Source organism: Ruegeria sp. AD91A (assembly GCF_003443535.1).
In the GTDB taxonomy this organism is placed as follows: domain Bacteria; phylum Pseudomonadota; class Alphaproteobacteria; order Rhodobacterales; family Rhodobacteraceae; genus Ruegeria.
The window spans coordinates 1540357-1555068 of the sequence record NZ_CP031946.1 but is presented as its reverse complement, the minus strand read 5'-3'; the positions used below and the strand labels follow the sequence as shown (position 1 = coordinate 1555068).

At 56.9% G+C, this 14712-nt stretch carries 14 protein-coding genes; 7 read left to right on the top strand and 7 right to left on the bottom strand.

Features of this window, described 5'->3' with window-relative positions; all coding sequences use genetic code 11:
* Nucleotides 1-39: 39 nt before the first annotated feature.
* From D1823_RS07750 to D1823_RS07735, 4 genes are all read right to left on the bottom strand, one after another.
* Complete coding sequence (locus D1823_RS07750; RefSeq protein ID WP_117869372.1) at nucleotides 40-645, bottom strand: inner membrane-spanning protein YciB; 606 nt, start codon at nucleotides 643-645, stop codon at nucleotides 40-42.
* A gap of 16 nt (nucleotides 646-661) precedes the next feature.
* Nucleotides 662-1564 (bottom strand): EamA family transporter, encoded by a 903-nt coding sequence (locus tag D1823_RS07745; protein ID WP_117869371.1) that lies wholly within the window; start codon nucleotides 1562-1564, stop codon nucleotides 662-664.
* Nucleotides 1565-1654: 90 nt separating this feature from the next.
* On the bottom strand, nucleotides 1655-2794 hold the full coding sequence (gene ftsY / locus D1823_RS07740) for a signal recognition particle-docking protein FtsY (protein ID WP_117869370.1): 1140 nt from the start codon (nucleotides 2792-2794) through the stop codon (nucleotides 1655-1657).
* 58 nt (nucleotides 2795-2852) lie between these two features.
* Complete coding sequence (locus tag D1823_RS07735) at nucleotides 2853-3491, bottom strand: lysoplasmalogenase (protein WP_117869369.1); 639 nt, start codon at nucleotides 3489-3491, stop codon at nucleotides 2853-2855.
* 155 nt (nucleotides 3492-3646) lie between these two features.
* Between D1823_RS07735 and D1823_RS07730 the strand changes: the two genes are divergently transcribed.
* Nucleotides 3647-4027 carry a hypothetical protein gene (locus D1823_RS07730; protein WP_117872792.1) on the top strand — a complete coding sequence of 127 codons (381 nt, stop codon included), beginning with the start codon at nucleotides 3647-3649 and terminating at the stop codon, nucleotides 4025-4027.
* On the opposite strand, the gene D1823_RS22090 is transcribed toward D1823_RS07730, so the two are convergent.
* Both D1823_RS22090 and xseA read right to left on the bottom strand, forming a co-directional pair.
* The gene (locus D1823_RS22090) at nucleotides 4028-4390 is read right to left on the bottom strand and encodes a glutathione binding-like protein (protein WP_254683813.1); all 363 of its coding nucleotides are present in this window, start codon (nucleotides 4388-4390) and stop codon (nucleotides 4028-4030) included.
* Between the two features lie 281 nt (nucleotides 4391-4671).
* On the bottom strand, nucleotides 4672-6156 hold the full coding sequence (gene xseA / locus D1823_RS07720) for an exodeoxyribonuclease VII large subunit (protein ID WP_117869368.1): 1485 nt from the start codon (nucleotides 6154-6156) through the stop codon (nucleotides 4672-4674).
* A 75-nt stretch (nucleotides 6157-6231) separates the two neighbouring features.
* Between xseA and purD the strand changes: the two genes are divergently transcribed.
* Nucleotides 6232-7500 carry a phosphoribosylamine--glycine ligase gene (purD, locus tag D1823_RS07715; RefSeq protein WP_117869367.1) on the top strand — a complete coding sequence of 423 codons (1269 nt, stop codon included), beginning with the start codon at nucleotides 6232-6234 and terminating at the stop codon, nucleotides 7498-7500.
* 106 nt (nucleotides 7501-7606) lie between these two features.
* Here purD and D1823_RS07710 read toward each other — a convergent pair whose 3' ends face one another.
* Nucleotides 7607-8647 (bottom strand): LacI family DNA-binding transcriptional regulator, encoded by a 1041-nt coding sequence (locus tag D1823_RS07710; RefSeq protein WP_117869366.1) that lies wholly within the window; start codon nucleotides 8645-8647, stop codon nucleotides 7607-7609.
* A 97-nt stretch (nucleotides 8648-8744) separates the two neighbouring features.
* Between D1823_RS07710 and D1823_RS07705 the strand changes: the two genes are divergently transcribed.
* The 5 genes from D1823_RS07705 (at nucleotide 8745) to D1823_RS07685 (ending at nucleotide 14694) form a co-directional block, all read left to right on the top strand.
* Nucleotides 8745-10256, top strand: a complete 1512-nt coding sequence (locus D1823_RS07705) for a tripartite tricarboxylate transporter permease (protein ID WP_117869365.1) — start codon at nucleotides 8745-8747, stop codon at nucleotides 10254-10256.
* A complete protein-coding gene (locus tag D1823_RS07700) occupies nucleotides 10253-10723 on the top strand; it encodes a tripartite tricarboxylate transporter TctB family protein (protein ID WP_117869364.1) in 471 nt (156 codons plus the stop codon). Before D1823_RS07705 ends, D1823_RS07700 begins: the two co-directional genes overlap by 4 nt.
* Before the next feature lie 47 nt (nucleotides 10724-10770).
* A complete protein-coding gene (locus D1823_RS07695) occupies nucleotides 10771-11733 on the top strand; it encodes a tripartite tricarboxylate transporter substrate binding protein (protein WP_117869363.1) in 963 nt (320 codons plus the stop codon).
* Nucleotides 11734-11794: 61 nt separating this feature from the next.
* Nucleotides 11795-13198: an aldehyde dehydrogenase family protein gene (locus D1823_RS07690; RefSeq protein WP_117869362.1), complete on the top strand. Its 1404-nt coding sequence runs from the start codon at nucleotides 11795-11797 to the stop codon at nucleotides 13196-13198.
* Nucleotides 13195-14694, top strand: a complete 1500-nt coding sequence (locus tag D1823_RS07685; protein ID WP_117869361.1) for an AMP-binding protein — start codon at nucleotides 13195-13197, stop codon at nucleotides 14692-14694. Before D1823_RS07690 ends, D1823_RS07685 begins: the two co-directional genes overlap by 4 nt.
* The last annotated feature ends 18 nt before the right edge of the window (nucleotides 14695-14712 follow it).

The window sequence follows — 14712 nt, the reverse complement described above, 5'->3', positions numbered from 1 at the left end:
TTTTGTTTGTTTTCGACGGTCTGGCGGAAGTAAGGGCAGCTATTTCTGCTCGGGATCTTCCATATAGCGCTGAAGAATGCTGAATTGCAGCATCAGGAAGGCCATCAGCGCGATGGGAAAGCCGAAGGTCTCGATCTTGACCCACAGGTCCGTGGACATGGTGCGCCAGACGAACTCGTTTGCGGCGGCCAGAGCGGCAAAACACGCGCACAGCCGGCGCGTGAGTATCATCCAGCCTTCGTGCTTCATCGGCAGCATTTCGTCCAGAACATAGGCCAGGTAGGATTTCCTTTGCATCAGACCGATGCCGAGAATCAGGGCGAACAGTCCATAGACAAGTGTGGTTTTCATCTTGAAGAACCGCTCGTCGTTGAACCAGGCAGTTAGGCCACCAAAGAAAATCACCATGAAGGCTGTGAATATCTGCATCCGGCTGAGTTTGCCGGTCAGATACCAAAGGATACCCATTGCCCCCAGCATCAGCGGGACGAAGATTATCGTGGCGATGATAAACCCGGAGTATTCGATGCCGCCGATCAGAAAGCTGTCGTCGCGCAGGCGCAGGTAGATGAAGAAGAAGGCCAGCGGGGGGCCAAGTTCCAGAACCTGTTTCAGAAACGGATTGATGTCTTTTTTGCCTGTCATCTGTACTTCCTGCTGCTTACCCGCCCATTTCAACTATTACGGCGCCAAGTGCAATCAATGCCATCAAGGCAATGCGTCTCGGACCAACGGTTTCCTTTAGCACAAGCCAGCCGATCAGCGCCGCAAAGACTGTCGAGGTTTCGCGCAGAACAGCTGCTTCACCGACCTTGTCCAGCCGGGTGGCCAGCATGATTGCCCCGAAGGACAAAGGGGCGATGATACCGCCTGCGAGGCCGCGTAACATCAGCGGACCAGGCGCAGGTCTGTGCGCCATCGCGCGCCACCTGAGAAATGCGTAGATCGGCATGGCCGCGCCGTCGATCATGAAGAACCAGGCCAGAAAGGTGAACGGATCAGTGGTAGCGCGAATGCCATAGGCGTCATAAGTGGTATACAGGGCCACAAACAGACCTGTGATGATCGCCAGTGTTAGTGCGATCCCCAGCGTATCCCTGTTGGTTTCAAGGAACCTTAAATTGTAGGCGGCCAACCCGAATATCCCTGCCAGCAACGTAGCTACGCCCAGCCATTGAACAGCCGAGAATGCTTCACCGAACAAAAGATAGGCGCCGATGACAGTGAACAGCGGACCCGTCCCGCGCACCACAGGATAGACGACGGTGTAAGAGCCTTTGGTGTATGCCATGGCCTGCAGGGTCTTGTAGGCAATGTGGATCAGCCAGACGAGTGCGAAGATCGGCCACATATGAGGTTCGGGCCAGGGCACCACGAAAAAGGCGAAGGGGGCTGCCATAAGGCAATAGCAGGCGTCGATTGCACCTCGGGACAGCCACGGGTCATGCCTGCCTTTTTGCAATGCACCGAAGACCGCGTGCAGGAACGCCGCCATCAAAGCCAGCGCCAATGCCAGCTGGTGTCCGGCCTCGGTGCCTTCGAGAGAGATCAGCCAGTCGCTCAAATTCGCGGACCTTTTTCGGAGCGGAGAAGTTGGGGGGCTGTCTGCCCCCCACACCCCCCGAGGATATTTTGGGCCAGATGAAGCCTCGGATCAGCTTTTGTCGAGACCGGTGAGGGCGGCGGCGAATTCTTCCGGGTCGAAAGGGGCAAGGTCATCGATCTGTTCGCCGACGCCGATCGCGTGGATGGGCAACCCGAATTTGTCTGCCAGCGCAACAAGAACACCGCCTTTTGCCGTGCCGTCCAGCTTGGTCATGACCAGACCGGAAACGTCCGCCAGGTTACGGAACGTTTCCACCTGGCTCAGCGCGTTCTGACCGGTGGTGGCGTCGAGTACGAGCAAAGTATTGTGTGGAGCGGTGTCATCAACCTTGCGGATGACGCGAACGATTTTGGCCAGTTCCTCCATCAGGTCGGTGCGGTTTTGCAGGCGGCCTGCAGTATCAATCATCAGCAGATCGGCGCCCTCTGCCTGTGCACGGGTCAGCGCATCAAAGGCAAGGCTGGCGGGATCCGAGCCTTCGGGTGCAGTCAGAACCGGAACTCCGGCGCGATCGCCCCAGACCTGCAACTGTTCTACGGCCGCAGCGCGGAAGGTGTCGCCGGCGGCGATGATGACCTTTTTGCCGGCCTCTTTGAACTGGCTTGCCAGTTTTCCAATTGTCGTGGTCTTGCCTGAGCCGTTGACGCCGACGACCAGCACCACTTGTGGCCGTTTGGGATAGATCGGCAGAGGTTTGGCCACAGGCTCCATCACGCGGGCGACTTCCTGGGACAGAAGTTGCTTGATCTCTGTGGTCGACAGTTTGCGGCCAAAGCGGCCTTCAGCCATGTTCGACGTGACACGTAAGGCCGTGTCGACGCCCATGTCCGAGGCGATCAACAGCTCCTCCAGCTGCTCCAGCATGTCATCATCCAGTGTGCGGCGCATTTCCGTGACGGCGCCTCGATTGAACAGGCGGTTCAGGATACCTTTGGATTCAGGGATTTCCGGAGGTGGAGCGACGGGGGTGGGGTCAGCCGGGATCGGCGTGGGCGGTTCAACTGGTTGCGGGGCCGGGGCTGGGTCCGGTACTTCAGGGACTGGTTGCGGTTTGGGTTGTGGTTCAGGGATCAGCGGGTCGGGAGCCGTAGTTTCCTCACCACCATCCTCGACGATGGCTTCCAGCCCCTCTTCAAGACGAGATGAGGATTTGAACAGCTTGTCCTTTAGCTTTGAGAAAAACGCCATACTTGGTCTCCACAGGTGTTCCCTTCACCTAATGCGGATTTGCGGCAGTTGCAAAGGGTCACGCGAACGCAAGGACAAAGCCGAATTGCGCGCCCCAGTAGAGAGGCCACACCAGATAAGGCGTTACCTTGAGGGCAGGGTGGTTCGGCGGCAGCAGAAACTTCTCGGTTGCGAGGATCAGATCTGAGGCGATGAAGGCCATGGCTGCGGGAAAGGCCCACCGCAGCGGGCCAACATCCGGCAGTGCCAGCACAGTGATCCCCATTCCAAGAATGATCGGGATATAGGCCAGAACGGGCCCTTTCAGGTCTCCGGCGCGGGGCGCAAGCATTGTGGCCATGATGATGCCAAGAATGATCAACGACCATACAATCGCTGGTGCGTTCCAAATCAGCGCAACGGAACTGGTCGGATGAGACAGGAACAGAGCGATATAGGCCAGATGCCCGGCGGCAAAAGCGGCGATGCCCGCCATGAACGTGGCATCTGTTTCGCGTGACAGCATAGCGTCACCGGACGCGCACAGAACGAGCGCAAGAACCAATAGCCAAGGCCCACCGTGCAAGACGGCTATGACCGCCAACAGGACGACTGAAGCGGTTTTCAGCACGGTGCGCAAAGATCCGGCAGGTCGGGAGGTCAGTGGCAGATAACCAAGGGCGCAGCCAAAGGCGATCCAGAACAGTATGGTTGTCATGTCTTCTCCTCGCCGGTTCAGAATAATCTGATCTTGGACGTGGCGTGAAATCAACCGCTTACGTTGAGTTAAGCGCCTTGTGATGACCCCGATCCAACAGGCGAATGGCGTGACCGGACCGCTTCTGACAAAATGGAAACATGTTCAGATCCATGATGATTCTCGCAACCTTTGCCGCACAATCCGTGGCGGCACAAACGCCTTTGTCGGGCCCGGAATTCGACAAGTATACGCGGGGAAAAACTCTTTTCTACGGGTTCGACGGGCAGGTTTACGGGGTTGAACGGTACCTTCCGAACCGTCGTGTGATCTGGTCTTTTCTCGACGGGAATTGCAAGGAAGGTATCTGGTACCAGCGGGATGAGCAGATTTGTTTCCTCTACGAAGACAGGCTGGATCCGCAATGTTGGGTCTTTACCCAATCAGGTGGCGGGCTGATCGCGCAGTTCGAGGGTAATCCGCAAGCGACCGAACTGTATGAGGCAGAGGATCTTGGGGAGGAAATGGTATGCTACGGGCCCGACGTTGGTGTTTGATCAGCTTCGGCGCAGCTCCTCATAGCTGATCATGACATGGGTCTGGTAAGCGAGCCTTTCGGTCAGCGCGTCATAGCACCGGCGCAAATTGGGCAGTGATGTACGTGATATATCGATGTCATAGTAGCGATAGTGAAAGTGTCCCATCTGGATATCGGCCAAAGTCAGACAAGAGCCGCACAGGAACGCCTGTTCAGGCAGTTGCGCATTGGCGATTACCAGCGTGCTTTCAAGCGCTGTCACGGCTTTTTTGATTGCATGGTGGTCGCGCTCTGCCTCCGGTGTCCGCACGATCCGCCAGAAAACAGGTGCCGTGAATACCATCGCGACGTTGATTTTGGCCCATTCCGCCCACTTGTCCACTTCGGCTTGCCGGGTCGGGTCGCGTGGTCAGAAATCACCCTCACCATACGCGGAGACCAGATACCGCAGGATTGGGCCCGTCTCCCAAAGCGGGGGCGTTCGCTATCCTGTATCACCGGGATGGTGCCGTTTGGGTTAAGTTTGCGAAAGCCATCCTTGTTCAGCCCGCCGAACCTGTGCCCCACATCGTGGCGTTGAAAACCTAGTGCCAGCTCACCTACGCACCACATCAGCGCCTGTACATTCGATGGTGTTCTTCGGCCCCAGATGGTCAGCATGGCCTAGAACAGCGATCCTTGATCCGGGGCGCCCGGTTTGGGTTTCTTCGAAGACGGTTTCGCGGCCGCGCCGGTGCTGAGAATGCCATCGGCGAATTCGATCTCAAGCGCCGTTTGTTTGGCGGCCTGGGCCTTGGTGGTGATCACATTTCCCTCGGCCCGGACGACCGCGTATCCGCGGTCCAAAGTGGCCTTGTAACTCAACGTCTCGCGCAGGCGATCCGTCGCTTCGAGTTGCTGTTTGAGGCGATCCAACCGTGCGGTTTGGGCCGTATGCATTCGATCGCCAAGACGATTGAGGTTTTGCCGCTGCTGGTCGATTTCCTTTTGGATTGGTCGCAGGGACAGGCGCGAGGACAGGTTGTGCAGTGATTCTCGTCGTGCAGATACCAGACTGCGCAGGGTTGAGGGGCGCAGATGGGCAGACAGTTCCACCACTTGAAGGCGACGGTTCTGCACCCCGCGTATCAAGGCGGGTGTGAGGCGATCTGCAATCAAATCAAGACGTTGTCTCGGAGAGTTCAACAGACTGTCCGGGCGCGGAAGCGCGCGGGACAGATCGTGCAGCCTTTGCGCTCGGCGTTGGACTGCGTCAGTTGCGGCCCGTGACAAGCGTGCGCCTTGCTCGCCAGTCCAGGCGAGCAACTCCATGCGGACGGGGACGGCCAGTTCGGCGGCTGCGGTGGGCGTTGGAGCGCGCTGGTCCGAGACGAAATCTATCAGGGTGGTATCGGTCTCGTGCCCAACGGCCGAGATCAACGGTATGTCCGACGCGGCGGCGGCGCGCGCGACGATCTCTTCATTGAAACCCCAGAGATCTTCGATTGATCCGCCGCCGCGGGCCACGATGATTAGATCGGGCCGGGGCAACGCGCCGCCGGGTGTCAATTGGTTGAAGCCTTCGATGGCGCGGGCAACCTCAGAAGCGCAGTTTGCTCCTTGTACGGCCACGGGCCAGATCAGCACCTTGCGTGGGAACCTGTCCCTGAGTCGATGCAGAATGTCGCGGATTACTGCGCCTGAGGGGGATGTGACCACGCCAATAACCTGTGGCAGGTACGGCAGGGGTTTTTTGCGTTCGGGCGCGAATAATCCTTCGACCTCAAGCTGCTTCTTGCGCTTTTCCAGCAACGCCATCAGCGCGCCCTGACCAGCAACGGAAACCTCGTCGACGTTCAGGTTGTATTTGGATTGTGCCCCAAAAGCAGTAAGGCGACCGGTGACGACGACCTCCAACCCTTCTTCCGGCACAACGGACAGACCTGCAACCTGCCCTTTCCAGGTGGTGCAGGCCAAAACGTTCCGGTCATCCTTGATGTCATAATAAAGGTGCCCGGATCGCGCCTTGAACACGCGCCCAACCTCACCCCGGACGCGGATTCGCCCGAACGAGCCTTCGAGCGTCCGTTTCACCTCACCGGAAATTTCGGACACTGTGTATTCAGGGGTGTTTTGGCCCGGAATCGGGTCATCAAGCAGGTCGGACATTTCAGCGCCTTGTTTCAAATGCTCACCCAGCTTAGAACGCCGCGCAGGCAAGGCCAAGCAGATCGGAGAGCTTTCATGAATATCCTCATTCTCGGCAGCGGAGGGCGCGAACACAGCCTGGCATGGGCAGTGCTGCAAAACCCCAAATGTGACCGCCTGATCGTTGCGCCGGGGAATGCGGGGATCGCTCAGATCGCTGACTGTGCCACTCTTGATATTGAAAACGGCGGTGCTGTTGTCAGCTTTGCCGAAGAAAACGCGATTGATTTCGTGATTGTCGGGCCCGAGGCGCCTTTGGCGACCGGTGTGGCTGATCGCTTGCGCGAAGCCGGAGTTCTGGTTTTTGGGCCCTCAGCCGAGGCAGCGAAGCTGGAAGCGTCGAAAAGCTTCACCAAAGAAATCTGTGACGCGGCCAAAGCCCCCACTGCAGCCTATGCCCGTTTCACCGAGGCAGAGCCTGCCAAAGCTTATATCCGCGAACAGGGCGCGCCAATTGTGGTCAAGGCCGATGGGCTGGCCGCAGGCAAGGGCGTGATCGTTGCGATGGACGAAAAGACCGCACTGGACGCCATTGACGACATGTTCGGCGGTGCTTTCGGCGGTGCGGGCGCGGAAGTCGTGATTGAAGAGTTCATGGATGGCGAAGAAGCCTCGCTGTTCGTTCTGTGCGATGGAGAGAACATTCTCTCTGTCGGCACGGCCCAGGATCACAAACGGGTAGGTGAAGGCGATACTGGCCTGAACACCGGCGGAATGGGGGCGTATTCTCCGGCTCCGGTTTTAAGTGAACAAGTAGAAGCGCGCGCGATGGAAGAGATCGTGCGCCCTACGATCGCCGAGATGAAGCGCCGGGGAACGCCGTTTCAGGGGGTTCTTTATGCAGGGTTGATGATCAAGGATGGGCAGCCAAGGCTGGTTGAATACAACGTCCGCTTCGGTGATCCGGAATGTCAGGTGTTGATGATGCGTATGGGCGCGCAAGCGATGGACCTGATGCACGCCGCTGCCGAAGGCAGGTTGGATGAGGTGCGGGTGAATTGGGCGGATGACCATGCCATCACGGTCGTGATGGCGGCGAATGGCTACCCTGGCGCTTATGAGAAAGGCACTGCGATCAAAGGGTTGAACGCGCTGCCTGAAGACAGCCGAAAAATGGTATTCCACGCGGGAACGAAGACTGTGGAAGGGCAGGTTGTGGCCTCGGGCGGGCGTGTCCTGAACGTGACCGCGCGTGGAAACACGTTGAAGGAGGCGCGCGACCGGGCCTATGAAATGGTTGAAGGTGTGGATTGGCCTGAAGGGTTTTATCGGCGCGATATCGGATGGCGTGCATTGGATGGTTGACGGGATAGGGGGCACTGCCAAGCCGTCGATTGCACTTTTGTATGGCACTACCTCGCACTTGACAGCTTGGGCCAAGGCTGTGTTCGCCAAGATGTCCAGGACCGTTTCAGGTGTTTGCCATTCCAGATGGAGTCGCGGTGGAATCCCGAACTAATACACTGAGTTCGTAATTTGTCGCCGTTGTACCCGCGCTTTTTCCAGTAATGGCGTCCGCTATTTGCTTTGCGGCCAAAGCTCCAATTCGTTTGGCCGGAATGCGGATGGTTGAGAGTGACGGTTCGATTTCTCCCGATCCTTTGAAATCGCCGATCCCCATTATTGAAAGTTCTCCAGGCACAGCAATGCCCAAGTGTTTCGCGGCATAAAGCACGCCTTGAGCAATAATGTCATTACCGCACAAAATGGCACTGGGGCGCGGAGACTTCCCCAACAACGACAGGCTAGCGCGTTTTGAGTCCGCAATGCTGTAGGGGGCCTGCAGTTGCCACTCTTCCGGCACCTTGATCTTTTTCCGCCGCAGCTCTGAAAGAGCTCCGTGCAACCGATCGTGAGCTCGGTCGTTTCCAGCAAGGTCGGGAAAGACAAGGCCGATGTCGCGGTGGCCGAGATCCAACAGGTGACACGCGGCCAAGCGGCCAGCCTCTGAATTTTGAACCCCTACGCAAGATAATCGTGCGTCGTCGGCATAGTTCCAGATTGCAACAGTTGGCACCCCCTGCTGTTCGATTAGTTGATGGGTGGCGTCCGAGTGTTCCAACCCGATAAGCGCCAGCCCATCGACACGGTGTTCCATCAGTTTGCGCAGCATTTTGTATTCGCGATCCAAATCGAAACCGTGAGATGCAATAAGCATCGTGAAACCGTACTGATCCAGCCCATCAGAGAAGGACTGGATCAATTCGGCAAAGATCGCGTTGTCAATTGTTGGCACGACCAGTCCGATGGTGCCACTGCGCCGCCCATGCATCACCTGCGCCGCGCGATTGCGAATATAGCCCAGTTTCTGCACCGCTCGATCAATCTTCTTGCGAGTCGCCGGTTTGAGAAGATCAGGGTGATTGAAGCTTCGCGAGACCGTCGAGATGGAAACCCCTGCCGCTTTCGCAACAGCGACGATATCAGGTTTATCTTTCTGTTTTCGGGCCATTATTCACACTTATTCGGCTAAAAAATGAAAACATTTGCAAAACTATTTTCATCTCTTAGCCTGTGATGTCAACGTGAGAAAACCATCAGGTGGAACTTTGGAATTCCTTTATTACTTCGGAGATGTCTTCACACCGATCTCTTTTGGCTTGTTGCTTTTGGGGACGATTGGTGGGCTGATTTTGGGGGCAACCCCCGGACTATCACCGACAATGGCAGTGGCCCTTTTAATCCCCTTCACCTTCCACCTGACACCCGTTCAGGGACTGATCCTTTTGGGAGCGGCCTATACATCCACAGTGGCAGGTGGCGCGGTCAGCGCCATCCTTCTTAAAATTCCCGGTGCACCTGCAAACATCGCAACGACGTTGGACGGTCACACCATGGCCAAGCAAGGCAAAGGGGCTCAAGCGTTGCAGCTCAGCTTCCTAGCTTCGGCAGTCGGGGGCGTGATTGGTGTTCTGCTGTTGATCTTCCTGACACCCGTACTGGCGCAATGGGCGCTGGCATTCGGTCCCAGTCACCTGTTCTGGCTCGCCATCCTTGGCGTCACTGTAATCGGTTCGCTGGACAGCGCTTCGGTGGTGAAGGGCCTTCTGTCCGGTTGCATCGGCCTCTGGCTTGCGACCATCGGATTTGACGACATCATGGGCGCGCAGCGGTTTATTTTTCACCCAGCATTGGGTGGCGGTATCAACATCATTGCGGCGCTCATCGGGTTGTTTGCCATTCCCCAGGTACTGACCATGTTCGCAAAAGGCCGCAAAGCTGCAAATGCTGAAGTGATCGAGGTCGAGAAACATTCGATCATGGATGCGGTGCGCGAGCTTCTGCGCCGCCCTCGCGCCCTTAGCATTGGTACCATCACAGGTTCGGTCATTGGGCTTATCCCAGGCGTCGGAGGTCAAATCGCAGGTCTTGTCGCCTATGACCAAACCAAAAAGTTCAGCCCGGAACGCGATAAATTTGGCAAGGGCCACAGTGAAGGTGTGATCGCAGCAGAAAGCGCGAACAACGCCATGGTCGGCCCAAGCCTTGTGCCACTTCTGACGCTGTCGATCCCTGGTTCGCCCACGGCAGCAGTGCTGCTGGGTGGTCTGCTGATCCACGGAATTTTTCCGGGCACCGATCTCTTTGACAATCATCCGGATGTGGCGTGGACCTTTATCAACTCGATGCTGATCGGTCAGGTGCTCATGTGCATCTTCGGCCTTTATGTGGCTGGCCTTGCCGCCCGGGTTGCACAGGTGCCGCAAAGCGTCATGGCGGCCGTTGTTCTGGGGCTCGCCGTCTTCGGCAGCTACTCGGTCCAGTCCAGCATGGGCGACGTTTACGTCATGGCCGCATTGGGCGTTATGATGTACTTCCTTGAACGCTTCGGCTTCTCGGCCGCGCCGCTGGTGCTTGGCCTGATCCTTGGCCCGATTGCCGAAGCAAATTTCATCCAAGGGTCAATGATTGCCGGAGCCACTGACGGGATGGCGAGCTATTTCCTGACTGGCACGCTGAACATCGTCCTAATTGCCATCGTGATTGCATCAATTGCTTATTCAGTCTGGATGGAACTTCGCAGCCGTCGCTACACCTCTAAAGAGGAGATCATGGGATGAGCCAAATCAGTCTTCCACGCGTTCAACACATTGTGGCGTCCGGCATTATTGCGGCGGTCGGGATGTGGGTGGCATGGGTAAGCTATACGCAACAGCCTGCCGAAGCCTTCCTGTTTCCGCGTTTGATTTCGACCGTCTTCGTCGTCTTGGCATTGTGGACATTCGTCAAAGCGATCCTTGGTTGGACAAAGGTGGGAAATGGCGTTTCGCGCAAAGATTTCGTGTGGCTTCTGCCAGGCCTGACCATCGCGCTTGTCTACATTTTCTGGGCCGCCAAGGCGTTGGGTTTCTACACCGCGGGTACGATCACGTTTTTCTTGCTTCTCAGCTTCTACGACCCGGCGCCACATGATGAAGCCAAGACCTGGGTCAAGCGCGTGATCATCACCGCAGGGTTTCTGGCGGTGATGTACGGGCTCTTTGCCCTGCTGCTCAAAGTCTACACACCGCGAGAGATATTTTTCTGAAAAAGACCGCGCAAAGCGGCGATCAAAAATCCAAGGGAGGATCTAACATGAAACATTTACTGGCAGGCGCCGCGTTGGCGCTAATGTCCCTGACCGGTGGCATGGCCATCGCCGAGGATTACCCGGAACGCCCCATCATGATGATGGTCAGCTATGGTGCTGGCGGGGCCACTGACTTCCAGGCCCGCATTGTCACCATGACGGCAGGCAATGAAGATGCGCTTGGTATGCCCATTGCGATCATCAACAAACCCGGCGCTGGTGGGCGGGTTGGCTGGAACTGGTTTGCAACCCAGGCCGAGGCTGATGGCTATACGCTCGGGGCATACAACATTCCGCATTTCATTGCGCAGTCGATTAAGGGCGGTGTCGAATACTCGGCGGACAGCTTTGAACCGATCGCCAACTGGGGCGCTGACCCCGCGGTATTTGTGGTGGCCAAGGACAGCCCGTTCAACTCCATGGAGGACGTGGTCACCTACGCCAAGGAAAACCCCGGGAAACTGACGTTCTCTGGGGCAGGTCTGTTTGTTGGACACCACATTGCCGCCTTGCAACTTGAGAAAGAAGCAGGTGTTAAAATGGCATATATCCCGACCAAAGGCGGCGGTGCGGCAGCAATGAAAGCTGTGATAGCGGGTGACGTCATGGGCGGCGTGAATAATCTGTCAGACGCATTCCGTGCACAGGAAGCGGGCAACGTCAAAATCCTTGGCGTGTTTGATCTGGAACGCAATGAGTTCTTGCCTGACGTCCCGACGTTAAAAGAGCAGGGCTTTGACATCGACAACGCCAGCGTGAACTTCCGCGGTGTCATGGTGCCCAAAGGAACGCCGCCAGAGGTCATCGACAAACTGGCCGCAACCGTACCCGAGATGTTCAAGAACTCGCGTGTGGCGGGCAAAATGAAAGCAGGCGGTTCGCCCATGCACATTATGACCCGTGAAGAGGTTCAGGAAATGTGGGCTGCGCGTCAGGAAACACTGAAAGAGCTTCTGGCAGGTCTTTAACGAGTGGCAGAGTAATGGATAGGGCGACCCGCGCCCTATCCTCTTCCATAGGAATTTCGCGATGAATGCACATGATGATATTGCTCAATTGAGCACAGTTGTGGCTCGAGCGCGCGCCGCTCAGAAAGCTTACGAGACGGGTGCTAACCAAAGGCGCTATGACCGCGCAGCCGAAGCTGCCGCTTGGGCGATTATGGAGCCTTCTCGCAATCGGGCTTTGGCCGAACTTGCGGTCGCGACAACCGGGCTTGGCAATGTGCCCGACAAGATCATCAAGAACCATCGCAAGACACTTGGCTTGATGCGCGACATCAAGGGCGTGAAAACGCACGGGATTATCAGCAACGACGCCTCCACCGGCATCACCGAAATCGCGCGCCCCATCGGGGTGGTGGGCGCTGTGGTGCCCTCGACCAACCCTGCAGCCACGCCTGCCAACAACATCATTAACGCATTGAAGTGTGGCAACGCGGTGGTTGTTGCCCCTTCGCCCAAAGGTGTGGCCAGCTGCGAGTTGCTTTTGTCCAACGTTCATGCCGAATTTGACAAGCTGGGGCTGAATCATGATCTGGTTCAGATGGTCCCAGCGCCCGGCTCCAAGGTCAAAACTCAGGCCATGATGGAGCTGTGCGACCGGGTGATTTGCACAGGCAGCCAGAACAATGTCCATCGCGCCCAGACCTGCGGTACACCCGCTGTAGCCGTGGGCGCAGGCAACGTTACGGTTATCGTTGACGAGACCGCCGACCTGGAGGCTGCTGCTCAGAAAATTACCGCTTCCAAGACGTTCGACAACGCAACTTCTTGTTCGTCTGAAAACTCGATGATCGTTGTGGACGCGATCTATGAGGATTTCATTGCGGCGCTCGCCAATGAAGGTGGGGCGCTGGTGGAAGACGAAGCTCAGATTGTTTCGAAGCTTTGGCCCGACGGCCATCTGAACCGGGAAGTCATCGCGCAGGATGCCGACAAGATGATTGCGGCGTTAGGTCTGACTGATCAGGTGCCCGAAGACACAAAGTTCCTTGCGGTCGAAACCAAAGGCATCGGCCCGGATCATCCGCTGTCCGGCGAAAAGCTAAGCCGCGTTGCCGCGCTTTACCGCGCGAAGGACTACGAGGACGCGCGAGCTATCGCGGCGCGCATTCTGGACTATCAAGGGGCAGGACATTCCATCGGCATTCACACTGCAGATGACGCGCGTGCGGTGGCATTGGGTACCTTGATGCCAACCTGCCGTGTCATCGTCAATCAGGCGCACACTTTCGCGACCGGTGGCTCATTCAACAACGGCATGCCCTTCTCGCTTTCGATGGGATGCGGCAGCTGGGGGGGCAATGCGATTGATGAGAACCTGCATTGGAAGCACTTCATCCAAACCACCAAGATCGTTCGGGAAATTCCACCTATCGAACCCACCGTCGAAGACATCTTCGCAGATTACTGGGCGGATGCAGGGGAATGAAGGTGGATGATCATACGCCGCCAAACGGCACCGTCCGCGACTGGCTAGATGACCGGGCAAGCACCGACGGTGATCGCGACGCCTATTTGTTTTTTGACGGCGAGCCTGCGCTGACTTGGTCGGATTTGCAGAGCAAAGCAAAACAACTTGCGCAACAATTGACGGCGTTGGGACTGAATAAAGGGACGAGCGTCGCAATCCTGCAGCCAAACGGTCGCAAGGCAATCGAATGCCTTTACGGAGTGCTTTACGGCGGGTTCCGTGCGACGGTGATCAACCTCGTCGCGGGAGACGAGGCTATAGGATATGCGCTGGATCACTGCGAAGCGCGCATTGCACTTGTCGGCGAGGCCCAGGTCAATTTGTTCGAAAGGGTAAGCCCGACGAGAATGTCTCGGCTCACAGAAGCAGGTGACAACAAAGCCCCGGTATTACACCGGCTTGAGCCTGCAGACGACGCACTGCTAATGTACACATCGGGGACAACCGGACGCCCCAAAGGTGTCGTGCACAGCCACGCGAGCTTGTTGGCAGGCGGTTGGACACCAACCGTGGCCCACAGGTTGACGCCAAGCGATCGCGGTCTCTGCGTATTGCCAATTTACCACATCAACGGCTTGTGCGTAACGGTCATCAGCGCATTGGTCTCTGGCGGATCATTGGCGGTGGCCGAGAAGTTTTCAACCAGCAAGTTTTGGGACCAGTGCGAAGAAGCGAAGGCGACATGGTTCTCTGTCGTGCCGACAATCATCTCGCACCTGCTCCACTCTGACATAACCCCGTCACCCAACACCCGGGATCGGTTACGCTTCGGCCGTTCAGCGTCATCCCCGCTTGCACCCGATGTGCAAACTGCATTCGAAGCCCGTTTCGAAGTGCCGATTGTTGAAACCATGGGCCTGACCGAAACCGCCGCCCAGATACTATCGAACCCATTGCCGCCGGGCATTCGCAAAATTGGCTCACCGGGCAAGGCGTTTGGCAATGAGGCATGCATCCTGTCGCCTGATCTGATTCCTCTACCACCTCATCTGCAAGGCGAGATCGCTGTGCGTGGACCAAACGTCATGCGCGAGTATCTCAAGAACCCCGACGCAACCGGCGAAACCTTCACCTCGGACGGGTGGCTTCGAACAGGTGACTTGGGCCATATCGACAACGACGGGTATTTCTTTGTCACCGGTCGACTGAAGGAACTGATTATCAAGGGAGGGGAGAACATTGCCCCTCGTGAAATCGACGAAGCATTGTATTCGCATCCTGACGTAATTGAAGCCGCCGCTTTTGCTCGCCCGTGCAAAACTTATGGTGAACGTGTGGAGGCGGCCGTTAAATTGTGTGATGGCTCCACGTTGTCGTCCGAACAACTTGTCGAGATTTGTGTCCAAAAGCTCGGCGCGTTCAAATCTCCAGACACGGTTTATTTACTGGAAGAATTGCCGAAAGGCCCATCCGGTAAGATCCAAAGGATCAAACTGCCTGAGATGACGCGGTGAGGGTTGAATTCTCGACAT

Bases quoted from the DNA above. Each gene is read 5' to 3' on its own strand.
- D1823_RS07730 (WP_117872792.1), top strand. From the start codon at position 3,647: ATGATTCTCGCAACCTTTGCCGCACAATCCGTGGCGGCACAAACGCCT.
- xseA (WP_117869368.1), bottom strand. From the start codon at position 6,156: ATGTCCGACCTGCTTGATGACCCGATTCCGGGCCAAAACACCCCTGAA.
- D1823_RS07710 (WP_117869366.1), bottom strand. From the start codon at position 8,647: ATGGCCCGAAAACAGAAAGATAAACCTGATATCGTCGCTGTTGCGAAA.
- ftsY (WP_117869370.1), bottom strand. From the start codon at position 2,794: ATGGCGTTTTTCTCAAAGCTAAAGGACAAGCTGTTCAAATCCTCATCT.
- purD (WP_117869367.1), top strand. From the start codon at position 6,232: ATGAATATCCTCATTCTCGGCAGCGGAGGGCGCGAACACAGCCTGGCA.
- D1823_RS07735 (WP_117869369.1), bottom strand. From the start codon at position 3,491: ATGACAACCATACTGTTCTGGATCGCCTTTGGCTGCGCCCTTGGTTAT.
- D1823_RS07700 (WP_117869364.1), top strand. From the start codon at position 10,253: ATGAGCCAAATCAGTCTTCCACGCGTTCAACACATTGTGGCGTCCGGC.
- D1823_RS07685 (WP_117869361.1), top strand. From the start codon at position 13,195: ATGAAGGTGGATGATCATACGCCGCCAAACGGCACCGTCCGCGACTGG.
- D1823_RS07690 (WP_117869362.1), top strand. From the start codon at position 11,795: ATGAATGCACATGATGATATTGCTCAATTGAGCACAGTTGTGGCTCGA.
- D1823_RS07695 (WP_117869363.1), top strand. From the start codon at position 10,771: ATGAAACATTTACTGGCAGGCGCCGCGTTGGCGCTAATGTCCCTGACC.
- D1823_RS07750 (WP_117869372.1), bottom strand. From the start codon at position 645: ATGACAGGCAAAAAAGACATCAATCCGTTTCTGAAACAGGTTCTGGAA.